18 protein-coding genes, 2 pseudogenes and 2 riboswitches are annotated in these 21,003 nt (G+C 35.6%); of the genes and pseudogenes, 5 read left to right on the top strand and 15 right to left on the bottom strand.

Annotated features, from left to right (window positions below; all coding sequences use genetic code 11):
• A partial coding sequence (locus tag ABH968_RS25890) for a hypothetical protein (RefSeq protein WP_370048638.1) occupies positions 1-197 on the top strand: 197 nt, incomplete at its 5' end.
• 403 nt (positions 198-600) lie between these two features.
• Here the strand turns inward: ABH968_RS25890 and ABH968_RS25885 are convergent.
• The 11 genes and pseudogenes from ABH968_RS25885 to ABH968_RS25835 all read right to left on the bottom strand — a co-directional run bounded on the left by ABH968_RS25885 (position 601) and on the right by ABH968_RS25835 (position 11,574).
• Positions 601-1,905 carry a sensor histidine kinase gene (locus tag ABH968_RS25885; RefSeq protein WP_370048637.1) on the bottom strand — a complete coding sequence of 435 codons (1,305 nt, stop codon included), beginning with the start codon at positions 1,903-1,905 and terminating at the stop codon, positions 601-603.
• Positions 1,906-2,403: 498 nt separating this feature from the next.
• Positions 2,404-3,438 carry a C45 family autoproteolytic acyltransferase/hydrolase gene (locus ABH968_RS25880; RefSeq protein WP_370048636.1) on the bottom strand — a complete coding sequence of 345 codons (1,035 nt, stop codon included), beginning with the start codon at positions 3,436-3,438 and terminating at the stop codon, positions 2,404-2,406.
• Between the two features lie 129 nt (positions 3,439-3,567).
• Positions 3,568-5,013 (bottom strand): spore germination protein, encoded by a 1,446-nt coding sequence (locus ABH968_RS25875; protein ID WP_370048634.1) that lies wholly within the window; start codon positions 5,011-5,013, stop codon positions 3,568-3,570.
• Positions 5,014-5,196: 183 nt separating this feature from the next.
• Positions 5,197-5,664, bottom strand: a complete 468-nt coding sequence (ribH, locus tag ABH968_RS25870) for a 6,7-dimethyl-8-ribityllumazine synthase (RefSeq protein ID WP_370048633.1) — start codon at positions 5,662-5,664, stop codon at positions 5,197-5,199.
• A gap of 53 nt (positions 5,665-5,717) precedes the next feature.
• Positions 5,718-6,311: pseudogene (gene ribB, locus ABH968_RS25865) on the bottom strand (3,4-dihydroxy-2-butanone-4-phosphate synthase); the annotation flags it as partial.
• Between the two features lie 29 nt (positions 6,312-6,340).
• On the bottom strand, positions 6,341-6,979 hold the full coding sequence (ribE, locus tag ABH968_RS25860; protein WP_370048631.1) for a riboflavin synthase: 639 nt from the start codon (positions 6,977-6,979) through the stop codon (positions 6,341-6,343).
• Positions 6,980-7,120: 141 nt separating this feature from the next.
• A riboswitch (FMN riboswitch) is annotated at positions 7,121-7,246 on the bottom strand.
• Positions 7,247-7,369: 123 nt separating this feature from the next.
• Positions 7,370-7,495, bottom strand: a riboswitch (FMN riboswitch).
• A 392-nt stretch (positions 7,496-7,887) separates the two neighbouring features.
• A complete protein-coding gene (locus ABH968_RS25855) occupies positions 7,888-8,643 on the bottom strand; it encodes an SDR family NAD(P)-dependent oxidoreductase (protein WP_370048629.1) in 756 nt (251 codons plus the stop codon).
• Between the two features lie 92 nt (positions 8,644-8,735).
• Entirely contained in the window at positions 8,736-10,361 is a 1,626-nt protein-coding gene (locus ABH968_RS25850; protein ID WP_370048627.1) for an ABC-F family ATP-binding cassette domain-containing protein, read from the bottom strand.
• Positions 10,362-10,622: 261 nt separating this feature from the next.
• Entirely contained in the window at positions 10,623-10,790 is a 168-nt protein-coding gene (locus tag ABH968_RS25845) for a hypothetical protein (RefSeq protein WP_370048625.1), read from the bottom strand.
• Between the two features lie 75 nt (positions 10,791-10,865).
• Positions 10,866-11,009 (bottom strand): annotated as a pseudogene (locus tag ABH968_RS25840) (SDR family oxidoreductase); the annotation flags it as partial.
• Between the two features lie 328 nt (positions 11,010-11,337).
• Positions 11,338-11,574 carry a hypothetical protein gene (locus ABH968_RS25835; protein WP_370048623.1) on the bottom strand — a complete coding sequence of 79 codons (237 nt, stop codon included), beginning with the start codon at positions 11,572-11,574 and terminating at the stop codon, positions 11,338-11,340.
• A 142-nt stretch (positions 11,575-11,716) separates the two neighbouring features.
• Between ABH968_RS25835 and ABH968_RS25830 the strand changes: the two genes are divergently transcribed.
• The 3 genes from ABH968_RS25830 to ABH968_RS25820 all read left to right on the top strand — a co-directional run bounded on the left by ABH968_RS25830 (position 11,717) and on the right by ABH968_RS25820 (position 14,526).
• On the top strand, positions 11,717-12,841 hold the full coding sequence (locus ABH968_RS25830; RefSeq protein WP_370048622.1) for a YibE/F family protein: 1,125 nt from the start codon (positions 11,717-11,719) through the stop codon (positions 12,839-12,841).
• Positions 12,841-13,617 (top strand): YibE/F family protein, encoded by a 777-nt coding sequence (locus tag ABH968_RS25825; RefSeq protein WP_370048621.1) that lies wholly within the window; start codon positions 12,841-12,843, stop codon positions 13,615-13,617. The genes ABH968_RS25830 and ABH968_RS25825 overlap by 1 nt, the downstream gene beginning before the upstream one ends.
• A gap of 291 nt (positions 13,618-13,908) precedes the next feature.
• A complete protein-coding gene (locus ABH968_RS25820) occupies positions 13,909-14,526 on the top strand; it encodes an HAD hydrolase-like protein (protein WP_370048619.1) in 618 nt (205 codons plus the stop codon).
• A 45-nt stretch (positions 14,527-14,571) separates the two neighbouring features.
• Here the strand turns inward: ABH968_RS25820 and ABH968_RS25815 are convergent, their stop codons facing one another.
• The 3 genes from ABH968_RS25815 to ABH968_RS25805 all read right to left on the bottom strand — a co-directional run bounded on the left by ABH968_RS25815 (position 14,572) and on the right by ABH968_RS25805 (position 17,499).
• On the bottom strand, positions 14,572-15,396 hold the full coding sequence (locus tag ABH968_RS25815; RefSeq protein WP_370048617.1) for a methyl-accepting chemotaxis protein: 825 nt from the start codon (positions 15,394-15,396) through the stop codon (positions 14,572-14,574).
• Positions 15,397-15,502: 106 nt separating this feature from the next.
• Positions 15,503-16,495 (bottom strand): VanW family protein, encoded by a 993-nt coding sequence (locus tag ABH968_RS25810; RefSeq protein ID WP_370048640.1) that lies wholly within the window; start codon positions 16,493-16,495, stop codon positions 15,503-15,505.
• A gap of 419 nt (positions 16,496-16,914) precedes the next feature.
• Positions 16,915-17,499, bottom strand: coding sequence for a transmembrane-type terpene cyclase (locus ABH968_RS25805; protein ID WP_483308130.1), 585 nt, complete (start codon positions 17,497-17,499; stop codon positions 16,915-16,917).
• 212 nt (positions 17,500-17,711) lie between these two features.
• Here ABH968_RS25805 and pgeF point away from each other — a divergent pair, with 212 nt between their 5' ends.
• Entirely contained in the window at positions 17,712-18,476 is a 765-nt protein-coding gene (gene pgeF, locus ABH968_RS25800) for a peptidoglycan editing factor PgeF (protein ID WP_370048613.1), read from the top strand.
• A gap of 882 nt (positions 18,477-19,358) precedes the next feature.
• Here pgeF and ABH968_RS25795 read toward each other — a convergent pair.
• Positions 19,359-20,723, bottom strand: a complete 1,365-nt coding sequence (locus ABH968_RS25795; protein WP_370048612.1) for an amino acid permease — start codon at positions 20,721-20,723, stop codon at positions 19,359-19,361.
• Between the last annotated feature and the right edge of the window lie 280 nt (positions 20,724-21,003).

Below are 21,003 nucleotides of genomic sequence, written 5' to 3'. Positions count from 1 at the left end.
CCGGTAAACCCTTTTACTTCGCCGCTAAAACTCCCTCTTTCGCCGGTAAACCCTTTTACTTCGCCGCTAAAACTCCCTCTTTCGCCGGTAAACCCTTTTACTTCGCCGCTAAAACTCCCTCTTTCGCCGGTAAACCCTTTTACTTCGCCGGTCGCGAACTTCAATCAATAAAGATAAAAAAACTTTCGACTTTATAGGAAGTTTCAAAATGGCGAACTAAATTTTTTAGGAAGTCATTGTGAATGTTTTTGACGTTTTAAATGAGCGTGACTTCTGTTTCAGGATACTCGCTTTCGCACATAAAACATTTGTTGATGTCGCATTTCGTTTTTCACTATAAATTAAAGTAACATGCCATAAAATACATACTATGAGGGATGGTTGATTGTAGTGGAGGCTGGGCGACTCCTTGGGGATTAGCGTCACAGATGAGACCCTGCAGCGAAGCGAAGCGGCTCATCGGACGCCCCCAGGAAAGCGCCCCATCCGGAACGGAAATCAACCCCTCGCTTTGCCAAAGAGCCATATTTTAATTCACAATAGTTTATAGTTTATCAACCCAAAAAACTTCCTACAATTTTTTGTAGGAAGTTTAGAAATTTACTTTATTGGAATGGTTACTATTGCCGTTGTCTCTAAATGTTTGGATGAATCGATAGAAATTTTACCTTCGTACTTATTGACAATTTCATTTACAATAAACAGGCCCTGCCCTCTTATTTTACCATTTCCTGGTTTCTTAGTGGAAAATCCTTGTTTGAATATTTGCCCTGCTTCTACAATATTTGGTCCAGTATTTGTAACCTTAAATTCATATTGCTTGTCATCAGCTATACAGCAAATTGTTATTTTACGTTGCTCTTCCGATAATTCATTTGCCGCATCAATCGCATTATCTATTAAATTCGACAAGATTTTGATTAAATCCGTTGTTTTAATTTTATTAAATGCATCCTGTGATACTGAAAAATCCATATCAATATTATGATTTTGTGCAGTTAGTTTTTTCGTTTGTAATAAAATCGACAAGCCAGGGTGATCAATATTTAATTTGAGAGACTTAATAGCCTGAACCTCTTTGGATAGTGAATATAAATATTGTTTGGCCTGATCAGGTTTGTCTAATTGCAGAAATCCATGCAATACTTGTATATGATTTGTGAAATCATGTCTTAAAGAGGACACGGAACTGATTAAAGTTTTAATTTCTGCTTGATATGTATCTTCTGTCGCTCCAACTTCCTCTGCCACTTCTTTTTGATACCATCTCTGTAAGAAGAAAACAGAGCCGATAACGATTAAAATGAGTACACCATTAAAAATAAAGATAAAAAGATTGTCTTGGATCACTTTTCCCTTAATGTCATTTAATGTGTCTGCACTAATATCAATGCCTAAGTATGCAATAACCTTCCCTGTTTCATCCTTAATCGGTGCACCAACAGTTAAGTAGGAGCCATATACAGAATCTTGTATTACATCTGTTGCAAATGTTTCTCCATTATAAGCTTTTTGCACTTGTGTCTCGGGTACTGTACAGTCCATTCCGATATCAAAGCCTTCAACTTCACTTGGTAACCCCATAATCATTGCTTTGGATACCTTTGGATTATGAATCTCTAATGTATAAACAAATAAGGCACCTAGTTTTACTCTTGCATCATTTAAGTAGTTTCTTAATTGCCAATAATAATCGTTTTTCTCGGGGTTATCTAAAAATTGTTTGTACGCCTCTACATCAATTGAAGATGCAATAGAATTAGCCGCTTCCAGACTTTGGTTCGCTATTGACTCTTCTACGGTCTTTTTCATTTTTATATAGGATGTAAAGATGTTTAAACTTGTAAACAATATTAATAAGATAATTGATAGTAATAAAATTAGTTTTATTTTTCGTGTTTTCATACTAACTGGTACTTCCTCATCTATAGACATGAATAATGCCTTAATTTAGTTGGGCTTGGCTTTCGCATCAAATACAAAAATCGTTAGCCGAAGTTAACATCATGTCATACTCTCCACTAGGGAAACGATTCAATCCAATATTCCTATTATACTATAGTAAACTTCTTTTTTATGGTTGCGTCCGGAACCGGCTTGGGTAAATGCATACGATTCAGGTTTCTTCGCCTCTCTAAATAAAAATATTCGTTCTTATCTTATCATCCTAAGCCAGTTTTGACTATTACCACCCCACATTTATCGCCACTTACTTTTTGGGCTAACTCCTTCCCATTATTGACGTTGAAGAAGTCTGTCAGGAACTAATAAAATTCTAAAACAATTTTTATTTTTCGAGCGGAATATCGTTCTAGTCGCAACCATTAGTTTAATAATCCTTCCCTAGAAAGTAAACTAAAAAGGAGAAGCATTTTATCATGCCCCCTCCTTTTTATATATTGCTTATTCCATTCCATCATTGTTGTTTAGATCAATCCAACCTTTTAACCTTTTAGGAAGCGTTAGAGCTTCGTCCAAATAATCTTTAAAAGAAATTGTTATCGGTTCTGCGTCCTCTCCTATTCCAACTATAACTTCTAGAAGCTTTGGCGAATAAACTACGGTATGTAATGTGCCAAAGTATTCTTGATAGTGTTTAAAAAATAAAGGAGAATTTCCATTATTAAAATGTCGGTAAGCAGCCATTGTAGTCAAATTCTTTTCTATTAAATTATTTATAAAATGTTTTCGATTGACGGACCCTTGAATATTTTTCTTATTTTTCTCTTTCAAAGTAGTTGTTTCAAAATGATTCGTACAAATTAATGGATTTCCATATCTTGATTCTTGCTTCTGTGGGGAAGCTTCTACTACTATAGATTGACCGCTTCGATCTGTCATTGAATAATTGTAACAATAACCATGTGGGAGTTCTCTAATTAATTTAAGAGCTTCTTCAATATTTTCACATTGTTCTAACAATATTCGGACAATCGTAGAAGCGATAAAACCCTCACCATAGTACTTACTATTGACAAAATGCAGACCGACAACCAACCCATATTCATTCATTCCATCCAGTCTACCAATAATTTGTTGGCTAAATCCAACACTTGCATATCCATTCATTGGATTAGAAAATACAAGTCTTGCATCATACAATGTTGGACTAAAATCATAGTTTCTAATATAATTTCCGTTTTGCACAAAAGATGTACAGCCCATTTCTGGAAAGGTAATATTATAGCCACTATATATATCAATGACAGAATCCAACGTTTGAGCTAATCCAACGGCCAAACCTTCCATTTCTTGCAAAAGACTAGGGGAATGAAATTGTAGTAGTTGTTTTGCCATTTGGACATTTTTAAAATTCAGAGATTCATTCTGTATTGGATGAGAAGTTGACAGTAGTTCTTTACTTTGCTGAAGCCCAATTTGATAGTAACTGCCCCTTACATTTATAACTTCTACGATTAATTCTTCATAAGATCTCATTGCTTTTCTCTCCTTACCTAATGTAATTGGTTTTCTATATTCATCGTAAAGCTTCAAGTAAATATAAGGTCAAGTGAAAAAAGGCCAAAAAAGATCAGGCCTATAAAAGCCTGATCTCTACATGCTAATTTATTTTTTCCTACTCGATGTCTTTGTATCATCCTGTACATTTAAAAATTTCGGTCGCTTACGATAACCTGAAGGAGATAAGCGAACTAAAGATCTTTTAATGTCCTGCCAATCTAAATCTGCTCCCATACTTAAGTAAGGAACACCTAATACTCGTAAATTTGCAGTATAAAGAAGTATGAAAAACACCGAAACGAAAAATCCAAATAACCCTAAAAAGGCAGATGCTAAAACAATGATTAACCTGAGAATACTCATTGCTGTTACAATAGATTGGTTGACGAGTGTAAAAGCTGCAATACTTGAAGTAGCTATAACTACAATCATGGAAGGGCTCGTAACACCCGATTTAATGGCTGCGTCTCCAATAATTAATCCCCCGACAACACTTATTGAACCACTAATAACATTAGGTAGATGTATATTTGCTTCTCGAAATAATTCAAACATAAAAAGCATCATTAATATTTCAAGAATAGTTGGAAATGGAAGCCCCATTCTTGATTCAACAACTGTTGCCAATAGGATGAATGGCAATTGCTCTTGATGGTGGGTTGTTAGTGCTAGCCAAAAACCTGGTAAAAGTATACTGATTAAGATAGCTATAATTCGTAGTAAACGCTCCATTGAACTTACAATAATCGGATACTCATTATCCTCACCAGTTTTAAAAAGTAACATTGAATTAGCAGGGATAATGATGGCATATGATACACCATCAACTATGATGATAATGCGCCCTCTACTTAAAGCTTGTACAGCAAAATCAGGACGTCCAGTATAATCATGTTTAGGTAGAATTTTGGCACTCTGCTCAATTCTTTCCATCAATAAATCCCCACTAAATACAATATCCGTATCAATTCGTTGCAGCTGTAATTTTATTTTCTCAAGCATCTTTTGATTTACGACATCTTCAAAATAAAGTACAGCCACAGTTGTTCTGGATCGTTTACCAAGTTCATACGTCTCAACACTTAATGAATTAGTAGGTAATCGTTTTCGTAATAAAGCAATATTAATAAAAACATCCTCAATAAAATCATCTCTCGGACCTTTGACAACTAATTCAAGAGTTGTTTCTTTAGGCTCCCGATTCGGTTTTTTAGCGATATAACTTGAATACAGCAAATTCATATCTTCAAAATAGAGTAAAACATGTCCTTTATAAACTCTTGTAATGGCATCATCTTTACTTGATATTTTCTGAAGATGAGGAACGCGTAAATTGTTTTGTATATGTTCTTCTAACATTTCCTCCGATGTTGCAGTAAATAATGACTGAATTCGTTGCACAATAACGGTCTGCAGTAACCGCTCATTAATCATCGCTTCACATTTTATCAAATGTACTTTATGTTGCTGAAAGAAATACTCTTGGAATATCACATCAGCAGAGCGTTGAAATAGTGACTTCAAAGATTTCAAATTTAACTCTTGTTCCATTGATGAAATATTCCTCATCTCCTACTGATCCAGCTCCAAATTAGTACATTTATGAGTAATAACATAAATACACTTACGGATATTTTCCCCATTCTTTTAAAAAATATTCAAGGATACTTGATGTTAAAAATGCTTTCTCAGAATAATTCCCTATGAAATTTCCATACTATTATTAGGAAAGATTTATCCAATCATCTTCTTTAAATTTGCCATTTCAATAGCAGACATTGCCGCGTCATAGCCTTTATTTCCTGATTTTGTCCCTGCACGTTCAATCGCTTGTTCAATATTTTCAGTAGTAACAATGCCAAAAATAACAGGTACATTTGTAGTTAATGACACATTTGCAATTCCTTTTGCTGATTCATTACATACATAATCATAATGTGTTGTTGAGCCACGGATTACTGTACCTAATCCAATAATTGCATCATATTTCTTTGTTTCAGCTAACTGTTTTGCGATGAATGGAACTTCAAATGCACCAGGAACCCATGCTACATCGATAGAATTCTCATCCACACCATGACGCTTTAAACCATCTAATGCACCGTCCAATAATTTGCTTGTAATAAATTCGTTGAAACGACCTACTACTACTGCTATTTTTAAATCCGTACCAATTAATTGTGCTTCAAATTTTTTACCCATTGTTCTTTTCTCCTTTTTTATAATGTCATTGTGTTTTCTTCTATTATTTGTTGACGACGATATGTTGCTAATGCTTCAATTGAAATCATTTTTAAATGATGTTGCGCTGCATATTTAACGAGGTCATTAAAGCGTAGCATTTTGCCATTGTCGCCCATAATTTCGCAAATAACTCCCGCAGGAATACTATTACACAGCTTGGCCAAATCAATTGTTGCTTCTGTATGTCCTCTACGCTCTAATACACCATTGTCCTTTGCAATTAACGGGAATACATGGCCCGGTCTACGAAAATCCGCAGCTTTTGCTTGTGGCTCTAGCATTTTTTGTATAGTCATTGCCCGTTCAAAGGCGCTAATTCCAGTTGTTGTGTCAACATGATCTATACTAACGGTAAATGCCGTTTGATGATTATCTGTATTAATATTAACCATAGGCTTTAATGCTAATTTTTGTGCAAGCTGCTGTGAAATCGGTGTACAAATAAGACCTCTTCCATAGGTCGCCATAAAGTTAACCGTTTCCGGTGTCATAAATTCCGCAAGAGCTAGTAAGTCCCCTTCGTTTTCTCGGTCCTCGTCATCTACTACAACAATCATCCTACCTTGTTTTAAATCCTCTATTGCTTCTTCAATTGAATGTAGCAATATCGCCACCTCCTGTTCAAATATGTTGGTTAAAACCCATTTTGTGCTAAGAAGTCTCTTGTGATGGTCGGTGGTTCCTGTCCATACTTAAGTTGATGCAAAATGTATTTTCCAACTAAATCGGTTTCTACATTGACGAGATCACCAATCTTCTTCTTACCTAAAATGGTTTCCTTGTAAGTATGGGGTATCAGTGATACTGTGACACCGTTTTCCTCGACATGAAAGAGTGTTAGACTCGTTCCGTCAATTGTGATGGAGCCCTTTGGAATACAGTAGCTCGTTAACTCCGTTGATAATTCAATATCAATATAGACTGCATTTGCTAATGGCCGCTTGCGCACTATTTTCCCTACCCCGTCTACATGTCCGGATACAAAATGACCACCGAAACGTCCATTAACTGACATAGCGCGCTCTAAATTTACCGGATCTCCAACTGCGAGCTGCTGTAAATTTGTTGCGCTCACTGTTTCAGGCATTACATCCATCGTTAGCTCTTGTTCATTAAAATGTATCACTGTTAAACAAACACCATTGACCGCTATACTGTCCCCGAGCTTTACATCCTCTACCATTTTCTTTGACATAACGGTAATTTTCATACTTTGTCGATCGCTTTGCATGGTTTTTACAGTACCAATATCCTCAATAATTCCTGTAAACATTTTTTCACCTGCTTTCATTCATTTAATAATTTCCGTTCAAACAAAAAACCCCTTAGATTAAAGGGGTTTGGGAGTTCATATACATAAGACGTCAACAAATAAACCTTATGGATATAAAATTTTTCCATAGGCTGTCATCTCATCGTTCTTCTCCCATCCAGACTGTCACTGTCGGTTTTGGATTTGCACCAAATCAGCTTGCGCTCACGGACTTTGAATTTCTTCATCACCGCCGATTGGGAATTTCACCCGACCCCGAAGAACTACTGCTATTCAATTTTTAGCTAAATAAAACAAAAACTACTTCCCATTAAACGATGGGAAGTAGTTAACATAAAAGCATACTCAAATAAACCTTATAAACTCAAACGAATTTAAAAAGATCACACTTTTACCCTTCTCCCATCCAGACTATAACTGTCGGTTTTGGATTTGCACCAAATCAGCTTACGCTCACGGACTTTGAATTTCTTCATCACCGCCGATTGGGAATTTCACCCGACCCCGAAGGATATTTTTATTTAGCTATTTCTTACGATAACACTATTTTATTTTATTATCCAGATAATTGTTTATAAAATTTTTTTCTCTAATTCATTTCACATTCGCTACATAAAAACAGCCACCACCTTTGGTCATTAATAAAGACCAAAGGCGTGACTGTTCCAAAGACAAATCAATTATGCCTCGGCATAATTGCGTCCGGAATCGGCTTTGTGCTTGCACAAAGAACTCCTTTCCGATTCCGTGACATCCGCCGGAGGCTTTAACTTCTTTCAGCAGGTATTTGGACACTCGATGAAAAGTAGCTTAAATCCGCATTCATCTCTCCCACCTATAGAGGTAGGAGACTTCTGTACCTGTCGCTACGCTTTCGCTACAGAAAACATTGCTGAAAGAAGTTAAATTTATACAGTCAAACTACCGTCAACAGAGACAACAGCACCAGCCATGAAGCTTGCTTTATCTGAAGCTAAGAATAGGACCGCTTCTGCTACTTCTTCTGGTTCACCATGGCGTCCCATACGTACACGTGACATTTCTTCGGGTACGTATCCTGTTTTTTTAAGTGTTTCACCAACACTATGGAATAATGGTGTAACGATACCACCTGGACACACAGCATTAATACGAATACCTTTATTTGCATACTCGATCGCTACCCCTTTCGTTAAACCGATTACTGCATGTTTACTTGCGGAGTATACAGCGATACTGTGTTCTGGACGAATACCTGCCGATGAAGCAGTATTTATAATCGACCCTTTACCCTGCTTTTCCATTACTGGGATGACATATTTCATGCCAAGAAAAATACCTTTTACATTGATATCCATAAGACGATCGTATTCTTCCAATTCTACCGTTGTAAATGGTGCGAATTTTTGAATAATGCCAGCGTTATTGAAGAATACATCTATACAGCCATATGTGTTTACCGCTTGCTGTACATAATTCTGAACATCCTCTACTTTGGAAACATCCGCTTTAACAAAAATTCCTTCACCTCCATTTTGTTGAATTAGTTTAAGGGTCTCTTCTCCAGTTTTCTCGTTAAAATCAACTAACACAACTTTATAGCCATTTTCAGCAAATTTAATACTAGTTGCTCTACCAATTCCACTACCTGATCCAGTAATAACTGCAATTTGATTATTTGTCATATTCTCTTCCTCTTTCCGTTTTTATATTTTATTACGTAATCACAAATATTTTCTTAATAGGTGGTCCTCTTTGCCTTTCCATGTTATGGCCCTTAGTTTAATTTCATTTTCATGTAATCATCGTAATTACCGTTAAAGATACTCGTGCCAGTTGGAGAAAGCTCCACCATTTTGTGTGCTAGCTTATTAAGAAAATATCGATCATGCGAAATAAAGAAAAGTGTTCCCTCAAAATTCAAAAGAGCCTGTTCCAATACTTCTTTACTAAATAAATCAAGGTGATTAGTTGGCTCATCCATAATAAGCACGTTAGCTTTTTGCAATATGAGTTTCGTTAAAGCTACTCGTGCCCTCTCACCTCCACTGAGGGTAGATATCTTTTTAAAGACCTCTTCACCAGTAAATAAGAAATTCCCCAAAACAGTACGAACTCTAGCTTCTTCAATGTGCGGGTACATACTCCAGACCTCATGTAAAATGGTGTTATTTGGGTGTAAATTCGATTGCTCTTGATCGTAGTAACCTACCGTCACATCGTTCCCCCAAGTGATAACACCACTATCCGGACTAATCTCCTTTAACAGCGTCTTTATTAGTGTTGATTTTCCAACACCATTCGGACCAATTAATGCAACCTTATCACCACGATGTAGCTGAAAATTAATATTTTTTAATAGCGGTTGTTGCTCGCATTCTACCGTAAAGGAAACCGATAAATCTCGTACCTTTAACACTTCCTTATGAGAGTTTTTTTCCATTGAAAATGCCATCTGTGTATGTTTTAAATCCTTTAGAGGCTTCTCAATTCGTTCTATTCTCTCAAGCTGTTTTCTTTTGTTTTTTGCACTTTTAGAAGAAGTAGCCATAGTAATATTGCGTTGTATATAGTCTTCCATTTTCGAAATTTTTTGCTGTTGCAAGACATATTTTTTTTCAAGCAAGTTGCGATTTTTTTCTTTACTTTCTACATACTTAGAGTAATTGCCAACATATTTCCTGACTTCTGTTCGCTCAATCTCATAAATACCGTTAACAAGTGCATCTAAAAAATATCGATCATGCGAAATGACAAGAATGGAACCTTGGTATGAGCGTAAATACGATTCAAGCCAATTTAATGTTGTAAAATCCAAATGATTTGTCGGTTCATCTAGCATTAGTAAATCTGGCTGTTCCAGTAAAATTTTCGCTAGTGCAAGCCGAGTTTTTTGTCCACCACTTAGCTGATGAATAGGGGTATTTTTTGACGTACTTTCAAAGCCCATGCCATTAAGGATGCTGTTAATTTTAGCTTCCATTTCATAGCCACCATGCTGCATAAACCATTCTGATTTCATTGCATATCGATCCATAATTTTTTCAATTTTTTTAGGATTTTCTATGAACGACGGTTCGCTCATCTTCTTTTCAAGCTCTCGAAGTTCTATTTCAACCTCAAGAAGGTCAGGTAACGCTTCTAACATTTCAGTCCAAATTGTATTGTCTAGTTTCAACCCACTGTCTTGACGCAAATAACCAATTTTAATGCCTTTTCCGATGTAGAGCTCTCCATTATCATAAGGAAGGTCTCCCGCAATTATCTTTAATAATGTAGATTTACCAGCCCCATTAACACCAATGAGGCCAATTTTATCTCCTCGCTCAATTTTCATCGTTATATTTGACAGAACTGGATCTCCCAAATAACTTTTACTAATTCCATTCAATTGAAGTATCATTTGTTTAATCTCCTTATAGATTTTGACCATCTCTTTTGCAAAGCTAAAGACACTTAACAGATGAATGGACATATAAGGTTACACATCTCTTTTCACTCCTTTAAAACACAAAAAGACGCCGAAGAACGGCGCCTTAAAAGTGCGAAAAAAACCCTACAAGTAAGGGAAAGATTCCTTATATTTCACAATGGAACGTAAAAAAGCGCCGTACAGAACCGGCGCCATAATTGCATAAATATATTTATACAAGTTCGTCAAAAATTAATGACTACAATTGTTAAAATAAGAAGGCAAAAGCTTCCGGAATCTGTTTTCGATATGAAATTTGCTTAAAAAAGGGCAGACTTCTCCCTTTGATAGCAAATCCCCACCAAGCATGTAAGATTTTACCTCTTTTTCTGCTAAGCCTTTTGCGAATACAGTTTCCATCACTTTTACCTCCTTTCGAATTTAGTATCTACTAATCTATCACAAAACGTTAAAGAACACAAATCCCTTAATTGCCTAAGTTTCCGTCATTACACTCCCATTCACATGTAGTACTTGACCAGTAACGAAGGATGAGTCATCGGAGGCTAAATAAATATAGGTAGGTACAAGCTCAAATGGCTGTCTCGCTCGTTTCATTGGCATATCTGAGCCAAATGAGGTGTGTTACTTACCCCTTTTATTTGGAAGAAGCCGATTTCCGCTGCGGGCGAGTGACGGAGCCGCTTCCTCTATTACAACCAGCTAAAAACGGTCGTACATAATCAAAAAATCAACAATAAAACCTTTGATTGATTAATAATAAACCACTATTTTCCTAATCAACACGACTATGCACATAATATTTCTCATAAGTGATTTAATTAATAAACTTCTCAATGAATAACAATAATTTAATTATGCTATAACTAACTTAAAAGCCAGTTTAGCCTCGATTATATAAAGGAACCTCTATTCAATTAGCACGTTACTATATAATGGCACTTTTTTAATCTGCTTGACAATCAATTATGCCTCGGCGTAATTGCGTCCGGAATCGGCTTTGTGCTTGCACAAAAAATTCCTTTCCGATTCTGTGACATCCGCCGGAGGCTTTAACTTCTTTCAGCAATGTTTTCTGTAGCGAAAGCAAAGCGTCAGCTACAAATGTCTTTTGTACCGAAAGCGTAGCGACAGGTACAGGTGTTTGGACACCCGCAGAAAAGTAACTTAAATTCGCATTCATCTCACCGCCTATAGAGGTGGGATACTTCTGCTGAAAGAAGTTAAAAAATCATAATGATATTGTGAGTCATTGTTCGTGTCAACTCTAACAATGAACGCAACGAATATGATTAGATTCCCTTCTCACATTGGAGGTTTTTTTATTGCAAAACATCTTGAAGAAAAAGTCTTATAACAAAATTATATTTTATACCTTTATCGCAATTTGCTTTATCGCTTCTGTTTTTTTCGTTTATCACAATGAAGCATTTTATGATCGTCCAATTGCTGAAGTTATAAAAACGGAATTAAAAGAATCAAGCCCTGTAACGGATATGTATGAAAATGAAGATCATTTATATACTCAACTTATTACAGCTGTATTAAAAAATGGTGAAGAAAAAGGGAAGCTTATTCATTTTACAAATGACTATTCAGTATCTGGTGCCTTCGACCAAGAGTACCATGTTGGGAATAAATTATTTGTTTCCATTAAAGCAAATACGGACAAAAATGGAGATTTAACTGGGACTATTTTAGACGTAAAACGTGATCAGTTCGTCTTGATAGTAGCGTGGATTTTTATTTTTGCTTTGCTGATTGTTGGTAAAAGACAAGGATTATTTTCAATCATTAGTTTAATTGTAAATTCTCTTGTATTATCCTTCTCCTTGGATTTATATGTGCATTCAAATATAAATTTGATATTTATAAGTGGGGTATGTGTTCTTTTATTTACGATTATTTCTTTAATGCTCATTAACGGCTTGAATGAAAAAACATATGCAGGGATTGTTGCAACACTCATCGGAACATTTATTTCTTTATTAATTAGCGCTTTAGTTCTGTGGATCACAAACGAGAATGGAATTCGATATGAAGAAATGCAATTTTTAACGCGACCTTATCGAGTGATTTTTATGGCTGGGTTATTTATTGGAGCATTAGGGGCTGTAATGGATGTCTCCATTACAATGGCTTCTTCAATGTTCGCTCTATTTGAGCAAAACCAAAATATTTCTGACAAAGCACTGAGAACCTCAGGGATGGATATTGGGAAAGACATTATGGGAACGATTACAAGTATTTTGTTTTTTGTTTATATTAGTGGCTCAATTCCTATGTTAATTTTATATTTAAAAAATTCTTATCCATTAGGGCAAACACTCTCCATGAACCTTTCGTTAGAATTAGCTCGAGCCCTAGCAGGTGGAATCGGTGTTGTCTTAACGATTCCGATTAGTCTTTACACTTCTATTTTTTTCATTAATCGAAAGAGGGCAAAATAATGAATGTATTAGTATGGTTAACTGCCATTTTATTCATATTGATGATCGCTATTGGTGGAAAAAAAGGAGTACGATCTTTTCTATCTTTATTTTTAAACTTTGGAGTACTCTTTATCACTATCTTTTTAATGACCAATCAAAAGAATAGTCCAATTTTATTAACGTTCATAGCCTGTACCGTCATAAGTTGGATTAGCTTATTTTTTATAAATGGATTGAGCAGTAAAACGATGACTGCTTTCATTTCTACGATGATTACGATTGTAATTTTATTACTATTCATTGTTTTTGTAACGGACAAATCAATGATTAGAGGATTTGGGGAAGAGTCCGCAGAAGAAATTAGCATATTTTCACTTTATATCGGAGTTAATTTTGTGCAAATTGGAGCATCCGTTATTATTATGAGTACGATTGGTGCAATTTTGGATGTTGCCATTTCCATTGCTACTTCCATGCATGAGATTCTTCACCATAACCCATTAATTAGCAGAAAAAAATTATTTACATCAGGTGTAAGCATAGGAAAGGACATTTTAGGTACAGATACAAATACATTATTTTTCGCTTTCTTTGGTGGATATTTAAGCTTGCTCATATGGTTTAAAGATTTGTCTTATTCAATTGGCGAAATTATAAATTCTAAAATATTTGTGACTGAAATTATCATGATATTTTGCGCAGGCATTGGAATCGCACTTATCATTCCTATTACTTCCTCAGTAAATGCATATTATTTAACAAAAAAACGAGATACAACACAAGATGCTTCCTAATAGTCGTACCTGTCACCCAACTCAAACAACGGATGACAGGTACTTTTTTGTCCATTAACTAAATAAAAATTTAAAAGATGATTTCGTTATTGAATTCAACGCATTTTTCGGTACAATATTTACCAAAGAACCTGAAAAAATATTTGCGCTGTAAAAAAATTATTCATCAAGGGGTATTTATAATACGCTGTTTCATATCCTGTATAATCATTCCATTTTTTTATGGATAGGCAGTAACATTTTCAAGAAAAAAACGTCTTTACAACTAGATTATAAAGGAGAAAATTAGTCATGAAATATATTATCTTTGATTTTGATGGAACATTGGCAGATTCTACGGCAGTGTTTGCATCAGCTTGGAATACACTTGCGCTAAAATATAAATTTAAAGGAATTGAGCTAAAGGAAATCGAAGCATTGAAAAAATTATCTATAGCGGAACGTAGTAAATTATTCGACTTTCCTATGTATAAATTGCCCATGATTTTACCACAGTTTTATCGCTTGTATCGTCAGTCATTAAATGATGTTCATCTTTATGATGGTATTAAAGAAGTCCTTATGGATATTGATAAAAGAGGCTATAAAATCCTTATTATTTCCTCCAATTCACAGGAGAACATTTTAGAATTTCTAAAAATGAACGGCATTCAGTGTATATCAAATGTTCTTTGCTCAAACCGTATTTTTGGAAAGGATAAAGTAATGAAGAAATTTTTAAAAGACTCAAACATTACACCATCAGAAGTTTTATACATTGGTGATGAGCAAAGAGATATTATAGCCTGTAAAAAAGTAGGAGTGCCTATTATTTGGGTTGGTTGGGGATATGACGCTATTGAAGTTGTACAACAAGAGGAACCCGAATACAAAGTTGCTACACCACAAGAAATTTTAAATATCATATAAATGTAGAGGATAATAGCGATTAAATTGCTATTATCCTTTTATATGTTAGGCTTTTACCTCGCTAATATACATTAATTTTTCTGCTGTGCTGTTAATTCCTTTATAAGTATCGGTTAATTCCTGCATACTCACAGAAAATTGCTGGGTAAACGCTGCGATTTGATTTGCTGATTCATTGACTTGATCAATAGATTGTTTAATGCTTTCTAATTGATTCGTAATGCTATTGGCACTTTCATTACTACTTTGAGACATTTTCTGTATTTCAGATGCTACTACAGCAAAGCCCCGTCCATGCTCACCTGAGCGAGCAGCCTCAATGGAAGCATTTAATCCAAGAATTTTAGATTTCATGGCTAAATCTTTTACTAAATTAACAATCGTATTGATTTGTTGAATATCTCCAGTCATTGATTCCGAAAAGTTGGATAGCTCCTCCAAGCGATTTGATACATCTACACTTGCTACTGCTAACTCTTCATTCGTTGCGGTCATTTCTTCAACAGAACTAGAAAGCTCTATCGCTAATAAACGCATACCATCCATTTTTTCATTCGAAATAATGGCACTTAACACACCAACTACTTTCCCACCATCAAAAATAGGTTGTGCTGAGGCAATATATGCCATTCCGAAATCTTCAGAACCTCGCTCTTCCCTAATAAACTTTCCTGAGCTAAGAGCCTTTTCAGTTGTTGTTCCACGATACTTCACTACAGGATCACCAACTTTAATCTTTAAGTCCACTTGTTTACCTGGCTTATAGGCAATGACTTTCTCAGTATCAGCAACTATAACACAAGCATCTTCTGGATATGTTACCTGGTAAAAATCAATAGAATCTATTGCTGCCTGTAGTTTCGGATGCATTATTTTCCCCTTCCTCATAACATAATTATACTGAAATACCTCAATTTAACTATAGCATGACACCTAAAAAAAGACACCTTTAGCATAAGTGTCTTCAAAAAAACTACTATGGCTTTTTCAAAATTTCTACATATTTTTCTGCTGTTCTTATCTCAACTGTAAGAGCATTTTTACTATAGGTAGCTTTAATTAAAAATGGTACGTTAGTTGTATTTTGAAATCTAAAATCTAAGCCACCATAGGAAACTGTAGCGTCTCTTCCTTTTGGAACATACCCAACATCTAAAGAATGGTGATGACGTTCTACAAATTTTACTGGTATTTGATCAATTGCGTTAAACAAGGTTGAGGACGTTTGACAAACACCTCCCCCAATGCCCATCACAACTTTTTTGTTGATGATTTCTGGTGCAGGCTGAAAACCATTTACTTCGTCCCTTGGTCCAACGACTGTATTGAAGGAAAAATAATCTTCACTTCCAACGATAACATTGTTGATTGCCTTCGCAGAAAGTTCAATATTTTTATTTCTTCCTACATCATGGGCATTGAAGTAAGTTGTATAAGATGCAACAACTACGTTTTCTAAAGAAGGAATATCTTCAAAATAATACCCGCTTTCTGTAATATAAAGAGGCATCTCCACTTTACCACCGGTCGCTGATACTTCTAATATTTTCTCTACTAATTCACTTTCTTTTAAAACAATTAAAGGACTCCCTTTAATTACTTTTCCTTGATCGTCCAGCTTATCGAGTATCATACGATTATCATAGCCGGCTGTTTTTTCATTCCCTCTCGCTAATTTTTTTGCTAATTGCTCAATTTGTTTTGTATACGATTGTCTATCACTTTCATAGTCCATTTCTTGCGGTGATATTGTTTGAATGATGGCTTTTGTAGAAGGGTCCACAATTTCAACAACGACAGGCTTTGTTTGTTGTTGTTCAAAAGTAACAGGCTTTTTTAAATCCTCAGCTTTTTGTTCTGACTCTTGAATTTGTTGTTCTTGTTTTTTCTCATCCGTAGATTTCCCCTGACAGCCAACTAGCCCAATTGTACATATTATACATAGTGTGGTCATCCACTTCTTTTTCAACATAAAACACCTCACCTACCCTATCGTCATACTACAGAGACATCTTATTCGTGTATTGCTGATAGTGTGTTTCATTTCATTATTTTTATTTGTTTTTAAAATCAATTATGCCTCGGCATAATTGCGGCTTTGTGCTTGCACAAAGAACTCCTTACCGATTCCGTGACATCCGCCGGAGGCTTTAACTTCTTTCAGCAATGTTTTCTGTAGCGAAAGCAAAGCGTCAGCTACAAATATTTTTTGTACCGAAAGCGTAGTGACAGGTACAGGTGTTTGGACACCCGCTGAAAAGTAACTTCAATTCGCATTCATCTCACCACCTATAGAAGTGGGAGACTTCTGCTGAAAGAAGTTAAAAACACTCTACAAAGATGAGTGACTTTGTAGAGTGCAATTTTTTTATAGATGAAGGGAATTTTTTATTTTGCATATTTCACATAAAACCTATAGATTAATACTATATAAATCCAATCATAAATAAAGATTGCCATCGAGATTATAGTAATCAATGGTGTTCTAAAATACAAATAGAAGCAAACTGCTGCAAGCGCAGTACCGACCATTTTACAAACAGCTATGCCCATTGATTGTCCACTTAAGTTCCCTCTTTGTATGAATAAAGCGATAAAAAGCCCTGACATCATCAGATTTTGAAAAAATGCTGCATATATGCCTGCCGTATCTTTGAATTCATGCATCATCGCTAATATCGTGAAAAAGCTTACTACGAGTGTTATGAAAAAAGATGAATAGAATACTTTTCTCTGAATAATTTTTTTATACTCCTTATAACCATAAATTAAAAATTGCATCAGAATGAAGATATCCAAAAGAAACCACAGGAAAGTAAGGATCCTCTGCAAGTCATTTAGCGGATACATAAATGAAAAAATAAATTCCCATGAAATATTGGCGCAAATCGCAGCCATAGGCATCCCATATCTCTTATCCTTTATTCCTTGTTTGATGATTAATATATATGTAATAATCCAAAAGATCCACATGCCGAATTGGCTGATCAGTATGAATTTTTCTTGATTAATATTTACAAACTCCTTCCCTCTAATTATCATTTTTCCATACTATATGATGAAATCTATTCTTTATGTCAAAAGAAAGTAGAAAGGATATGTAAATACTCAAGATCTTAAAAATCATAAGAGTAAGCGCCTATACATTCATTAACCAATCATATATAGTAAGACGAGGTGATGATATGAAAACTAAAATTTATTTTGATAACGCACAATTTATCGCAGGCACTACCTTAAAGGATGACATCGAGCTAGAACACAACAATATGGCACTGCATACATGTGTGAATGAAGCAGATGTGTTAGAAAATCGAAAAAAATTAGCAGCTACTTTACATTGTGACTTAAATCATTTTATTTGCACTCAACAAACACATAGTGCTAATTTCCATAAAGTCACGATTTCTGATAAAGGACGCGGCGCTGAGCAAATGGACACTGCCATTAGTAATACCGATGCCCTTTATACATTAGAGCCGAATTTACTTTTATGTAGTTTTACAGCCGATTGCGTACCTGTCATTTTTTATAATGAAGTCAATGGCCTTATTGGCGTGGTGCATTCAGGCTGGCAAGGGACTGTCAAGGAAGTGACATTAAAGCTTTTCCAACATTTGATGGAGCATGAACATTGTAATCCACAAGATTTTCACATACAAATCGGTATGGCACTTAGTCAGCAGAAATTTGAGGTGGATGCAGATGTCTATGAAAAATTCCATAACCTAGGCTATGCTGAGGACTTTATGTATTACAATACACAAACAAATAAATATCATATCGATAATCAACAAACTGTCAAAAAACAATGTGAGCTTGCAGGTATCCCAACTAAACAGATTTCGATTGATTCAACATGCACATATCTCAGCCCAGAAGGTTTTTCCTACCGTCAAGATAAACAGGCTGGCAGACATTTAAGCTTTATTATGCGAAAAGAACAATAGTTTAAAGGGACAATCCAATTCTTACTGGATTGTCCCTTTTAACTAAAACGCTATTCCTAAATGCGTAAAGATGTAATGAAATTTAATCTTGAGACCCCGATAAATTTTATGAGGAGCGTCGAAACACCTTTTTTTCATCTATAGAGAGCTTACTTAGATGAAAATAATCAAACATTCCTAATAAGCAGGATCTTTTTGATAGTTTAATCAAAGCTATACTCTTTTGGTTCAGCTTGCCTACTCATACTGTTGTTGAGGAGCTGTTGATTTTTCACGGAGTGTGGCGACTCCTGCGGGATTAGCTTGCGCTGAAAGCCCCGCAGGAACGTAGTGACGAGGAGATTAATCAATTATGCATCGGCATAATTGCGTCTGGAATCGGCTTTGTGCTTAGGCCTGCGTGAGGGCCGACACGATGTCGGTCATTTCGGTAATGCCACAGGACGTGGCGTTTTTACCGATGCAGGTCAGTTAGCCGTTATCGCATGGATGCGATGATTTTAGGCTAACATCCTTTTTTAACTCCTTTCCGATTCCGTGACATCCGCCGGAGGCTTTAGGCCAACACGAAGTTGGTCACTCAGTCGTTGCCACAGGACGTGGCGTTCTTAGACTGAGTTCCTATATTTCAGCACATGTCTTTTGTACCGAAAGCGTAGCGACAGGTACAGGTGTTTGGACACCCATTGAAAGAAATTAAAGCCAAGCCCGCGGAGAGCGCCAACTCGGAGTGAAAATCAACCTTTGTTTATTGATACACATTATTTACTCTTTTGTCCCATTTTAAAGATGCTAACAATAAACAGGCAAAATGGGTAAAATCGCTGTTACAAAACAAAAAGGATGCATCTCATAGTAGAAATACACCCTTTTAACATTTCATTATTTATTAACTGGACGTTCTTTTCCAATTCTAAAAACATAATAGCTAATGATAACAAGAGCTAAGAAAATAATTCCCACAATAAGAGAAACTCTAGTATCATCATTAAACCACATACCGATTAGCACCATGACTAAAAAGGCAATCGTTATATAGTTTGTAAATGGTGCAAATGGCATTTTGAATGGGTGCTTTGACAGTTCTTCACCTTTTATTTTTCTAAATCGTATTTGACTTATTAAAATAACAAACCAAGGAATCATCCCCGGTAATACACTTGCACTGTATACATATACAAATAAATTCTTTGGCGCTATATAGCTTAAAATAACACCAATAACCAAACCAACTAGTACGCCTGCTGTGCCGAATATCGGAACGCCATTACTTGAAAGCTTCGCAAAAAATTTAGGTGCTTGTCCATTCATGGCAAGCGTATACAGCATACGTCCCGCACTATAAATTCCACTATTACAGCCTGACATTGCCGCTGTAATAACAACAAAATTAATAATTCCTGCCGCAGCGGTAATTCCAACCTTTGCAAAAGTTGCAACAAATGGACTACCAATCGTACCTAATTCATTCCACGGATAAACTGTTACAATGACAAAGATTGCACCGATATAAAATATTAAAATACGCCAAATAATACTTTGAATCGCATTTGTAATCGTTTTTTGAGGATTTTTCGCTTCTCCTGCAGTAATCCCAATAAGCTCAACGCCTTGATAGGCTGCAACTACTAATGATAACGCAAAGAAGAAGCCCGTCCAGCCACCTGTAAAGAAGCCTCCATGATTCCATAGATTCGATAATCCAATTGCCACGCCACCATTACCAATCCCAAAGAAAATAAGTCCAAAGCCTGCAAAAATCATTAAAACAATCGTCACAATTTTAATCATGGCAAACCAAAATTCAAATTCTCCAAAAGATTTAACAGAAATAAAGTTGGCAACACCTAAAATCACCATTGCAATTAAACCTGGAATCCATGCAGGTAAATCTGGATACCAATACTGCATATATGTTCCTACTGCAATAACCTCTGACATTCCAACAATAATCCATTGAAACCAGTTACTCCACGCCGTTAAATAACCAGCTAATGGGTGTATATATTTATAGCCAAACGTTGCAAAGGAACCTGTACTTGGCTCCACATAAAGCATCTCTCCCATTGCTCGCATAATGAAAAAAATAAATATACCTGCTATAGCATATGCAAGGAGCACGGAAGGCCCTGTCCACTGAATGGCACTAGCAGACCCCATGAACAAGCCCACGCCAATAGTACCTCCAAGAGCAATCATTTGGATATGACGTGCCTCTAATCCCCTTTTTAATTCTTTATTTCCCACTCAATTACGCCTCTTTCTCTAAAGTTCTTTCTACGATGAATTATCTTATAATAATAATAAATTCTGTTGAAAAACACAATTGTATTTTTAGGAAAAACACGATTATGGCAATAATAGGACAAGGATTCTGAGCATTTTGGTATTCTATCCGTTACTTTGAATGTTCTATCCGTTACTTTGAATGTTCTATCCGTCACTTCGGCTTTTATTTCAAATGGATTAGCTGTTGTAGCAACAATTTTTATCTTTATTTAGCGGTAAACGAATCAACTTAGAGCAA

Source organism: Lysinibacillus sp. RC79, from assembly GCF_041262405.1.
Lineage (GTDB): Bacteria > Bacillota > Bacilli > Bacillales_A > Planococcaceae > Lysinibacillus.
The sequence above is the reverse complement of the archived record's forward strand: the minus strand, read 5'-3'. Positions and strand labels throughout refer to the sequence as shown.